The sequence below is a fragment of the Chryseobacterium sp. AC405b genome, from assembly GCF_979258685.1.
The window spans coordinates 1,769,433-1,781,132 of sequence record NZ_OZ409877.1; the positions used below are offsets into that span (position 1 = coordinate 1,769,433).

The 11,700-nt window shown below is 34.9% G+C and carries 8 protein-coding genes and 2 pseudogenes; 3 read left to right on the plus strand and 7 right to left on the minus strand.

Going from position 1 to position 11,700, the window contains the following annotated elements; genetic code table 11:
* The first annotated feature begins 22 nt into the window (after positions 1–22).
* Positions 23–832, plus strand: coding sequence for a glucose 1-dehydrogenase (locus tag ACZZZA_RS08585; protein ID WP_463430942.1), 810 nt, complete (start codon positions 23–25; stop codon positions 830–832).
* Positions 833–836: 4 nt separating this feature from the next.
* Here ACZZZA_RS08585 and recO read toward each other — a convergent pair whose 3' ends face one another.
* From recO to ACZZZA_RS08605, 4 genes and pseudogenes are all read right to left on the minus strand, one after another.
* On the minus strand, positions 837–1,523 hold the full coding sequence (recO, locus tag ACZZZA_RS08590; protein ID WP_463430943.1) for a DNA repair protein RecO: 687 nt from the start codon (positions 1,521–1,523) through the stop codon (positions 837–839).
* Positions 1,523–3,814, minus strand: a complete 2,292-nt coding sequence (gene porZ / locus ACZZZA_RS08595; RefSeq protein ID WP_463430945.1) for a type IX secretion system anionic LPS delivery protein PorZ — start codon at positions 3,812–3,814, stop codon at positions 1,523–1,525. The genes recO and porZ overlap by 1 nt, the downstream gene beginning before the upstream one ends.
* Before the next feature lies 1 nt (position 3,815).
* Positions 3,816–4,767: pseudogene (locus ACZZZA_RS08600) on the minus strand (bifunctional metallophosphatase/5'-nucleotidase).
* A complete protein-coding gene (locus tag ACZZZA_RS08605; protein ID WP_463430947.1) occupies positions 4,767–5,522 on the minus strand; it encodes a 5'-nucleotidase C-terminal domain-containing protein in 756 nt (251 codons plus the stop codon). The pseudogene ACZZZA_RS08600 and the gene ACZZZA_RS08605 overlap by 1 nt, the downstream one beginning before the upstream one ends.
* 106 nt (positions 5,523–5,628) lie before the next feature.
* Here ACZZZA_RS08605 and dapA point away from each other — a divergent pair, with 106 nt between their 5' ends.
* Positions 5,629–6,501, plus strand: coding sequence for a 4-hydroxy-tetrahydrodipicolinate synthase (gene dapA, locus ACZZZA_RS08610; protein ID WP_463430949.1), 873 nt, complete (start codon positions 5,629–5,631; stop codon positions 6,499–6,501).
* A 154-nt stretch (positions 6,502–6,655) separates the two neighbouring features.
* Complete coding sequence (locus tag ACZZZA_RS08615; protein WP_463430951.1) at positions 6,656–7,153, plus strand: GNAT family N-acetyltransferase; 498 nt, start codon at positions 6,656–6,658, stop codon at positions 7,151–7,153.
* A gap of 70 nt (positions 7,154–7,223) precedes the next feature.
* Here ACZZZA_RS08615 and recG read toward each other — a convergent pair whose 3' ends face one another.
* From recG to ACZZZA_RS08630, 3 genes and pseudogenes are all read right to left on the minus strand, one after another.
* Positions 7,224–9,308, minus strand: coding sequence for an ATP-dependent DNA helicase RecG (gene recG / locus ACZZZA_RS08620; RefSeq protein ID WP_463430953.1), 2,085 nt, complete (start codon positions 9,306–9,308; stop codon positions 7,224–7,226).
* 124 nt (positions 9,309–9,432) lie between these two features.
* On the minus strand, positions 9,433–9,966 hold the full coding sequence (locus tag ACZZZA_RS08625; protein WP_463430955.1) for a thioredoxin family protein: 534 nt from the start codon (positions 9,964–9,966) through the stop codon (positions 9,433–9,435).
* 30 nt (positions 9,967–9,996) lie between these two features.
* A pseudogene (locus tag ACZZZA_RS08630) lies at positions 9,997–11,509 on the minus strand (peptide MFS transporter).
* Positions 11,510–11,700: the final 191 nt, after the last annotated feature.

Below are 11,700 nucleotides of genomic sequence, written 5' to 3' on the forward strand. Positions count from 1 at the left end.
AAACATTATTGAAATACTGATCATGGAAATATCACTAAAAAATCAAGTCGCCATTATCACAGGTGCATCCAGCGGAATAGGAACAGGAATTGCAAAATCTATCGCAGAAGCGGGAGCTATGGTAATCATCAATCATTCTTCAGAAAAATCTTACGAAAATGCTCAGGAAGTTTTAAAAGAAATCACTGACTCCGGTGGAAACGGAATGACTTATCAATGTGATGTTTCTAGAGAAGATGAAGTGATTGAAATGTTTAAAGAGGTCATCGAAAAATTCGGAACAGTTGATATTTTGATTAATAATGCCGGAATTCAGAAAGATGCAAAGTTCACGGAAATGACATTAGACGATTGGAATGCAGTAATGGGAGTCAATCTTACGGGACATTTTCTCTGTTCACGAGAAGCCATTAAAGAATTTCTCCGCCGCGGAATAGATACTTCGCGTTCTGTTGCGTGTGGAAAAATTATTCATATCAGTTCAGTTCACGAAGTCATTCCTTGGGCAGGTCACGCTAATTATGCAGCAAGTAAAGGGGCGATTAAAATGCTGATGCAGACGTTAGCACAGGAATACGGAGCAGATAAAATACGGGTGAACTCCATTGGTCCGGGAGCAATTCAGACTCCGATTAATAAAGACGCATGGGAAACCAAAGACGCCTTAAATTCTTTGCTGGAACTTATTCCTTACAACAGAATCGGTCAACCGAAAGATATTGGTAATCTGGCGGCGTTTTTAGCCAGTGATTTGGCAGATTATATTTCGGGAGCAACTATTTTCGCAGATGGCGGAATGACCAGTCTTGAAAGTTTTTCAGACAATGGTTAAACATCTATTCAAATATCTGCTGTAGGATTTCTAGAGAATTTGGGGTTTTAAAATCTGAAATATGGTAATGATAATACACCAGAATACTGTCTAAGAATTTTTTTCTTTTGGCAGATAAAATCTTGATTTCATAAGGATTGGATGACAAAATAATGTTTTTCCAAAACAGCGAAATCTCTTCATCAAAGAGGGGATGGCTTGAAAAAGGAGAAAATGTTCCGGTTTCCGGATCAAGAAAATTTCCTTCACCTAAAAGAGGTGCAACTCCTTGAATTTTTAATATTTTAATTAAAAAAATAAGATGAGCCTGGTAATTTTTGCTGCTAAGCTGATCTATGAATTCATCGATCACATAAAAAACGACAGGATTTTTATTTTCATTTCTTAAAATTTGGTTTAAAAAATCTGAAATAAAAAATACAACAGCGTTGGCTTTGATATCTGTGTAAACATCATGCAGATGCAGCATCTCCAGAGTTGATATCGTTTGCATACTGCCCGTTTTACCAATACGGATTGAAAAATTGAGCTTATTTAATGGCAAAAGAAAGGCTTTCTTCTTATTTTTCTTGGTATAAATACCTCTTAGAAAATAAGTCTGAAAGCCTTCCTCTTCGGTAAAACAATGCAGAATTGCATCGTTCTCGCCATATTTTATAAATGAAAGTAAAAAACCGTTTTGAGAATTCATTAATTAACAACAGCTATTTTTGCAGTTGCTTTGTCGCTTGCATCTTCGTTAGTCATCAAAACAAAATAAATTCCTGATGCTACTCTTTTCCCTTTCTGGTTATTAAGATCCCATTCGTAATATCCTGATCTTGCAACCGCAGAATGTACAATATTTCCGGCTGCATCGGTAATTCTGATGTTTGTTTTTTCTGCCAATCCTTTTATGGTAACGTTTCCTTTAAACTGAGCATAAACTACAGGATTTGGATATACCAAAACATTCCCGAAACCTGAATTGACATCAGCTACATCACCTTGATAGGTGACAATCCCTTGGTAGGTGACAAAATACACCTTTCCTGTTTTTTTATCAACCTTAATGTCTGTAACTGAGTTGGTAGGCAATGGCGAATTTTCTTTTGTAAAACGCTTGATGATCTGCTCACCGGAAGCGGAAAGATAATACACTCCGCCACCATCAATGGATATCCATTTTTGGTTTCCTCCATCTACTTCGATCTGTAAAATCTGAGAATCTCTGAATAACTCTTCTGCAAGACCGCCCTGTTCGATCACTATTGGTTCTACTGTGGGATCATTTTTTATTTCTGCTGCAGCATTGGGAAGTATTCGCAGTCCCGAATCGCTTCCTATCCATGCATCACCAGATTTATCGATTGCTATGGACAGTGTTCCGCCAGAATTAGAAGGTAATCCGTTTGATTCACTTAGAAAAGTTGTTGTGTCATCTCCTAAGCTTTGCGTTTTTTTTGTGTCGTACACAAGAAAATTATTTGATCTTGGCAACGGTGTCCAGAATAAATTTTCATAATATATTGGCTGTTGTATACCATTACTGGTAATTCCTGTAATATATTTTATCAGAAAATCATCTGTTGTCCTGTCATAATATGTAAATGCAGGTGATGCAGCGTTAGCAGTGGCAAATGCCATACTGCAAAAAAGATTATTTTGATCGTCTAAAACAAATCCTACGGGTCTGTTTAAAAAGTTATTTAAAGGTAATGAAGGGTCAATAGCATCTAAGCCATATCTTTTTACAAATTCAAAATCTTTACTTCCCGCATTGTACTTCATTTTGTAAATACCATGACCGGGCGCATTATTATAATTGCTAAAGAAAAAGTCGTTGGGATTCACAGGATCTGCAATAACATCTAAAATATTGAAAGTAGTGGTGCTTCCTACAAAGTATGAAGAATATATCCATTGCATTCCGTCGAAATAATAGAATCCGGGATTTTTTGCATTGAATAAATTAATGTTAAATCCATCTGCTCTTCCTCCTGAAGAAACCAGAAGCTTATTATCATTGAATAGTCTTATTTTATAAGCATAATTAAAATAAGGTCCGTCGGGTTTAAAAATTACATTATCTTCACTTTTTAAACCGGATAAAATAGTTCCGCAATATATTTTTGAGCCGACTTTTGTTGCAGTATTACATTCTTCTCCAACGGTAACAGATCCTGCAAAAGTTCCATTGATGTTGTAATTATAAATTCTGCTCGCATCTGTAACAATAATATTGTCAGGATTAACGACCACATCACTCACATTTCCAAATGTTTGTGATAGAGAGGTAGAAACTCCATTATTGTATATATAAGTTGTAGTCGGGGAAGAGAAAGCCAATGTGTTTTCCGAATCTATATCCGTAAAATTGCCTGCCAATTCTGTAGCCCATGTAGAGAAAACAGGAAATGTTGTATTTAATTCATGAGTTTTTAAACCGGTATTCGTTACAGAAAAAACTTTGTTGTCTTTTATCGTCGCTTCATTACTCGCCTGGTAAATTCCACCACTTACAAAAAACGCAGAGTCATCAAATTCCTTATCATTTAAATTAAATATAGAAACTCCATAGCCTACAGAAACTACAGCTCTGTCGCCTGTAATTGAGATATGGTTAATTTTTTTACTTGCATTATATCCCGTTGCAATAGGAATATCCACTACATAGGTAATTCCTTGTGGAGTAATAACATCCAAAGATCCGTTTTCGTATCCCACAAGACCAATTTTTGTTTGTGGATTATAATCAAAAGCAGAAATTTTAACTTCATGAAGACCGTTTGCCTTAGAAAGTTTCGCAATCTCACCTGTTGAAACAGTATAATAGAAAATTCCATTTTCTGTGGCAGCGATGATTTTTCCGTTATCTTCTTTTAATGCCAGAACATTGTTGTAAGAAAACAGATCTTGCCATTTTTTAGATGAAATATTCTGAGCCTTCACCATCTGGAAAGTCGTCAGAATACCAAGAGAAATTATAGAGAATTTTTTCATATTATGCTGTTATACTGCTGTCGATTGCCTGATTATTCCAGGAAATCTGTTGTACATTTTTATTTTTATCAAAAAAGAAATCTATTCTACCCAAAAGAAAGACCTGCCCAGCCTACTTGGTTTACCAGAACATTTTTCCCCTGCCTATTTTTAAAAGTCTGAGGCTCTGGCAAAAAAGTATGGGTGTGACCGCCCAAAATTAAGTCGATATTTTCTGTTTTTGAAGCTAAAATTTTATCACTTATTTTTTCCTGATCATCTTTATAATCATATCCGATGTGCGAAAGACAGATCACAAGATCACATTTTTTCTCGTTTTTCAGGAAATTAGAATAATGCTGTGCTACATCGATGGGGTCAGACCAAACCGTTTCCTGAAATTGCTTTTTCCCGACCAAACCGTCAAGCTGAATCCCAACGCCGAAAATTCCGACTTTGATTCCGTTTTTATTAAAAATTTTATAAGGAGAAGTTTTTCCGTCTAAAATAGTATTTTTAAAATCATAATTAGAACAGATAAAAGGAAATTTTGCATTCGGTAAAACATTCAAAAATCCATCTAAACCATTGTCAAAGTCATGATTTCCCATTGTGGAAGCATCATATTTCATCATCGACATCAGTTTAAATTCCAATTCGCCTCCGAAAAAATTAAAATAAGGAGTTCCCTGAAAAATATCACCGGAATCCAGCAATAAAAGATTATTTTCTTCGCTTCTGATTTTCTGAATTAGACTTGCTCTCCTCGCAAAACCACCCTGATTAGGATTTCTTGTGTAACTTTCATCAAAAGGTTCTATTCTGCTGTGCTGGTCGTTGGTATGAAGAATCGTCAATTTATTAGCAGATTTGAAAGAATTTAAACTGAATTCTTCTGCCATGATCAGATTTGGAGCTAAAGTCATTGCTAAAGTTCCGCCAGTTACCGTTTTTAAAAAACTTTTTCTATCCATTATTTCTTCCCGATAAATTGTAAACGAACTTCTGCTTTAGGATCAATTTCCTGATTTTTCTTAAAATATTCAATAAATAAATCTCTGAGCTTAATCCCGGTTGCAATATATTCTCCTTTACTGAAAAACTTCATATTATCTCCTCCCAAAGCTAAATAATCAGACGTTGCAATATAATAATTATGAGCAGGATTGACTACATTTCCATTGATTAAACTTTTTGAAAGAGTACCGTTATTTGTTTCAATATACAAATGAGATACAGGATTATTGACCTGGTTTTTGGCATAATAGTCAAAAAGACCCTGCAGATCCGAACCTTTCATTTTTACAATGATTACCTCATTTTCAAAAGGCATTACTTCAAAAACATTTTTGAGCAGAATGTCACCCTTCCCAATCGTAGTACGGATTCCTCCGATATTGATTAAAGCTGCATCAACGTTTTTGTTAAGATTTTTTTTTGCCCAGATATCTGCTCCGTCAAAAGTATAATCTGCCAAAAGATTCCCCAGATTGCTGTTATCGCCTTCTTTTGTTAAATCAACATTGGTATGAGAGATTTTTTGGTTCATCTCTTTGTTGAGTTTCAAAGTATACGGTTCGATAAACTGATCAAATTCCGAATTACTTTTCAGTTCATTATTAATAGGAATATTCTTCTGTGTCTGCACATTGGCAACCTGCAACGATGTCGTTTTACAGGCTGTGAGCGAAAACAAGGCAAATCCTAATAATAAGAATTTATTTTGCATAATATCTTTAGTATATGCAAATATAATTATATGTATAATAAAACAGGATTAAATATTGTAAATTCTTGTATGAAATTGTTAAATTTGGAGAAAATAATTCGAACAGATGAGCATTTTAAAAGGAGTAGGTGTTGCTTTGGTAACGCCCTTTAATGAAGATTTATCCGTAGATTTCGAAAGTTTGACAAAACTTGTTGAGTACAACATCGAAAACGGAACCAACTATTTGGTAGTATTGGGAACTACAGCAGAAGCTGCCACACTTTCTTCAGACGAGAAGAAACAGGTTGTTGAGCATATCATTAAGGTCAATAATAAACGCCTTCCTCTGGTTTTAGGAATTGGCGGAAATAATACTCTTGAAGTCAAACAGCAAATTGAAGAAACAGATTTATCTGATTTTACAGCGGTTTTATCGGTGTCTCCATATTACAATAAACCTAATCAGGAAGGTCTTTACCAGCATTATAAATTTTTGGCTTCTACCGGAAAAAATATCATCATCTATAACGTTCCTTCAAGAACAGGACAGAATGTTGAGGCGGAAACAACTTTACGTTTGGCAAAAGAATTTCCGAATTTATTTTTAATAAAAGAAGCTTCGCCAAATATTCTTCAGTATTTTGATATATTAAGAAAAAAGCCGGAAGGTTTTGATTTGGTTTCAGGAGATGATGAATTTACGCTTCCTGTTACTTTGGCTGGTGGAAACGGAGTGATTTCTGTGATCGGACAAGGTTATCCGAAAGAATTTTCTACAATGGTTCAGTTGGCTTTCGATAAAAAAGTGGATGAAGCTTATGAGATTCACAATAAACTGGTTGAAATTACAAGATTGATTTTTGCAGAAGGAAACCCTTCCGGAATTAAAGTTGTTTTAGCAGAAAAAGGATTAATTAAAAATTATTTAAGACTTCCATTAGTTCCGGCTTCAGAAGGGCTATATGCGAAAATTAAAGCTGAAATGGCGAAAATTTAATTATATTAAAAGTCAATTTATATAAAATATTAAAAGTGAAAGGCTTAATGCTTTTCACTTTTTTAATCTCAAGTCTTTGCTGAATCAAAAGCATTTGCGAACGAAAATGTACATTTTGTTTTAGCAAACTTAGCGTAAACATTATTGATCACCTATGAAGCTAATCAAAGCAACAGAAAAAGATATTCCCCTGATTCAGGATTTAGCAAAAAGATCTTGGGAGCATGCTTATGCAGACATTCTTTCAAAAGAACAAATGGAATATATGCTCGACACCATGTATTCTGAAGCTGCAATTTCAGAACATTTAAAAAATCCTAGCTATCATTATTATCTTGTTTTTGATGAGAATTTGAATTTATATGATGGCTTTTTAGGTTACGAAAATCATTATGAAGATCAAACAACTAAACTTCATCGGATTTATCTCGTCCCTGAAAGCAAAGGAAAAGGTTTGGGTAAAAAAACATTGGGATTTTTAAATGAAAAAGTAAAAGAAAGCGGTGATGACAGGATTATCTTAAATGTGAATAAATACAATTCTGCACAGAAATTTTATGAATCTCAAGGCTACAAAGTGTTTGATGAAGGTGTTTTTGAGATAGGAAATGGTTTTGTAATGGATGATTATTTGATGGAAAAAACGTTTTAAAATCAATAGAAATGGGCTTTAGCCCTTTTGTTTTAAAGAAAAATCCATTGGCTTTAGCCCAAATTGAAAATCACGATATCTTACTCCATTTATTTTTCCCTTTATAATATTGTAGATAATAGTTTTTAATAATCTGATGATCCGTTCTTGTAAGCAAAGGATCTACTTCTAGAATCTTTTCAACGATATTTTTGGTATTTTTAATAATTTCTGCATCATTTACCAGATCTAGCTTTTTAAAATCTACAACACCGCTTTGCTGTGTTCCCAAAATGTCACCGGGACCCCGCAACTGCATATCAACCTCAGAAATTTTAAAACCGTCGTTGGTTTCCGTCATGGTTTTAATTCTCGTGCGGCTTTCTGTGGATAATTTATCCGAAGTCATCAGAATACAGTAGCTCTGTTCGGCTCCTCTTCCCACACGACCACGTAACTGATGAAGCTGCGATAGCCCAAATCTTTCTGCACTTTCAATAACCATCACGGATGCATTCGGAACATTAACGCCCACTTCAATAACCGTTGTTGCAACCATAATCTGAGATTTTCCGGATGCAAAATAATTCATTGCAGCATCTTTTTCGTCAGGCTTCATTTTCCCGTGGAGCATGGTTACATGATAATTGGAGAAATTTTCCATGACATGTTCCAGTCCTTCCATCAGATTTTTGTAATCCAGCGTTTCAGATTCTTCGATTAGTGGATAAACGAAATAAATCTGTCTGCCTTTTCTGATTTCTTCATGACAGAAATTATATACATACGCACGATCTTTTTCTCTTCTGTGAGCAGTAATAATCGGTTTTCTGCCAACCGGCATTTCGTCAATTACAGAAACATCGAGATCAGAATAAAAACTCATCGCCAAAGTTCTGGGAATCGGTGTTGCAGTCATTACCAGAATATGCGGCGGGATTTTATTTTTTGCCCAAAGTTTTGCCCGTTGTGCTACCCCAAATCTGTGCTGCTCATCAATGATGGCAAGACCAAGATTTTTAAATTTCACCTTATCTTCCAAAACCGCATGAGTTCCTACTAAAATTGAAAGTTCACCATTTTCCAGCTCTTCATGAATGATCTTTCGGGCAGAAGCTTTTACCGAACCTGTGAGAATGTTTACTTTAATTTCGGTGTCTATCAGTAAATCTTTGATGCCGTTATAATGTTGCTGTGCGAGAATTTCAGTGGGAGCCATCAAACAGCTTTGGAAGCCATTATCAAGCGCAATCAGCATCGTCAAAAGGGCAACCATCGTTTTTCCTGAACCCACATCGCCCTGCAAAAGTCTGTTCATTTGGATGGGTTTTCTCATGTCAGACCTTATTTCCTTCAAAACTCTTTTTTGTGCATTGGTCAGTTCAAAAGGCAGATGATTTTCGTAAAAACTGGTGAAATAATCTCCCACAATCGGAAAAGGATTTCCTTGTGATTTTGTTTTGTGATGTGCTTTTTTTAAGCCAAATCCCAACTGAAAAAAAAAGGATTCCTCAAATTTTAATCTAAGATTGGCTTTTTCAAAAGATTCTAAATTTTCTGGGAAATGAATATTCAGATATGTTTGTTGTCTGGAAAGAAATTTCATAGAGTTCATTAGATATTCAGGAAGATTATCCTGAATTAAATTCGGAATTTCTTTACAAATATTTCTCAAAATTACCTGAAAAAACTTTTGATTCAGACCTCTTTTCGTAAGCTTCTCAGAACTTGAATAAATCGGACGAAGTCGGTTGTCTTTTTCTTTGTTTTCATCCAATTCAATTTCCGGATGCGGCATCGAAAACTGATTGTTGAACGCATTTATTTTCCCAAAAACAAAAACCTCACGATTCACAGGAAGCTGTTCTTTCAGCCATTTTGAATACTGAAACCAAACCAGATCCATACTTCCTGTATCATCATTGAATTTTGCGGTCAGTCTCTTGATTTTTCCGTTGTGAATTTCCTGAACATTAGAGATTTTACCTTTCAGCTGAATTTCAATATTGCTTTCCTGAAGGTTTCCGATTTTATAAACTTTATTTTTGTCGATGTACCGAATCGGATAAAAGTGTAAAAGGTCTTCTACGGTAGAAATTCCAATCACATTTTTGATGAGTTTGGCTCGTTCAGGACCGATTCCTTTGATGAATTCTATGGATGTATCTAAAGTCAAGGGTAAGAAAGATGCGAATTTCGGTAAAATTTAGAAATAAAAAAAGCTTTCGGATTTGAAAGCTTTCGGTATCATTTATTTTGTTATCGCAGATTAAACATATTTATTTAGTCAAAAAAGTATATTAATCTTTTATATTCGATTTAAATTTTTTCTGATAATCTTCCCACTCTTCACGGGTCTTTATCTTTTTAAATAAATCGTTTGACATTAAGGTGAGATAAGGTTCAAGTTCTTTAGCCGAAAGTTCTCCCTGTAAAATAGTAATCGGCGCTCCGTTTTCATCTAAGAATACCGTGCTTGGTACTGCTCCTACATTCATAAACTGCGTAAATTCATGTAAAGAATTTCTTCCTTTCTTTTTTGTGGTATTTTCATTTGAAAATGTTCTTCCAAATATTGTGATTGCTTTTTTATCTTCTGCATCGAACTTCACAGGATAAAAATTCTGATTCAAAAACTCGGAAATTACAGCATGTCCGTACGTTTTCTTATCCATAATCTTGCACGGACCGCACCAATCTGCGTAGAAATCAATCAGGATTTTTTTTGGCTGAACCTTTTGTGCATTGAGAGCTTCTTCAATGGTCATCCATTTTACCTGCGCAAAATTCAGACTGATAAAAGAAAGGAAAAGTATGATGAATGTTTTTTTCATGATTTGATATTTATGCAAGTTACGGAGACTTTATTTTACCTCCTGCATCAATTTTTTAATTAAAGGAGATATCAAAATCAGTACCACTCCGGCAACTATTGCATAAATCGCCAATTGTTTGTAACCTTCTGTGTAAGTTATCAATGCTTCATAGTTGGATGCTTCTTCTTTTGTGGAAACCAAACCTGCACCTATGATTCCGGCGACATATTGACCGTAAGCAGATGCCAAAAACCACATTCCCATCATCATTCCCTGTAGGTTTTTGGTGGAAAGTTTTGTCATGATCGATAATCCGATAGGAGAGAGGCAAAGTTCTCCCAAAGTGATAACCAATAAGGCGATTGTAAAGAAATTCAATGAGGTGATTCCTCGTAAATCTGCAAAAAACCTAGTTGCAAAAAGTACATAATAACCCAATCCGAGGAAAATAAATCCTAAACCAAACTTAATAATGGTATTGGGTTCTATTTTTCTTTTGCTCATCCAAATCCATAAAAGACCTAGAAGTGGAGCCAAGAAAATAATAAAAAATGCACCTCCGGAATTATTGACACCATTCGGGTCTAATCCTAAAAGGTCTTTATTTAAATTTTTTGCAGCGAAAATACTCAAAGAACCACCGCTTTGTTCATAAATTCCCCAAAATAGAATAGAAAATAATATGAAAACCAATGCTGCCCAAAGTTTCCTGCGCTCGGCTGAAGTTACTTTAGACATTTCATAAAATAAATAAATCAATGTTAAAGGTTCATACTGTCCACATAAAATAATCGGTGTATTCCGGAACGGAAACCATCCTCATGATAATCGGAATAAATATTAATGATAAAACGTACACTCCATACTCTTTGTATTTGGGCATAGGTGCAGATTTGATTTCGTTATCAGGATTTCCTGGCTGAAGCCCGATTGGACCCAAGCTTTTTTGTGTAAATACGAAATTAATTAAACTGATAACCATTACAACGGCAGCTAAACCGAAAGCCACATTCCATCTCATACTTTCGGAAATAATGCTTCCGAAAAGCTCGCCTTTACCGATTGCGATACATAAGTAACCGCCCAATAATGCGCCTAAATTTATTCCTGCATAAAAAAGTGAAAATCCCGCATCTGCTCTTGAATCATTTGGTTTATACAACTGACCGACCATTGAAGAGATATTTGGTTTAAAAAAACCTGTTCCTACAACAGTAAATGCGATTCCTAAAAAGAAAAATTTATGCGGATCTGCGGCTAAAATTAAACTTCCGACAATCATGAGCAATCCACCCCAGAAAAGTGATTTCCTGAACCCTAAAATTTTATCAGCAAAAAGTCCGCCCACAAATGTAAATGCATAAACGAAAGCCTGCGTTGCTCCGTATTGGAGATTGGCTTCTTTTTCATGAAAATTAAGTTGTGAAATCATAAAGAAAACCAGCATTCCGCGCATTCCGTAGAAGCAAAATCGTTCCCACATTTCGGAGAAAAATAATGACCAGATTTGCTTGGGGTATTTTCCTTTGAAATTTTGTATCTCGTCTAAAGTTAAGTTCATAATTAATGAAATGATTGTTAATGAATGTTTTTCAATTTGCGACTCATTATGTCGAGTTTATTTTTGATTATTTTAAAATTCTTAGCTTATTTAGAATTATAATGAGTCGGATTCAATGATTGAGATGCGCAGTTGAAATTCTATCTTACGAATGTAAAAAAAACCTCTGAAAAATCAGAGGTTTATAATTA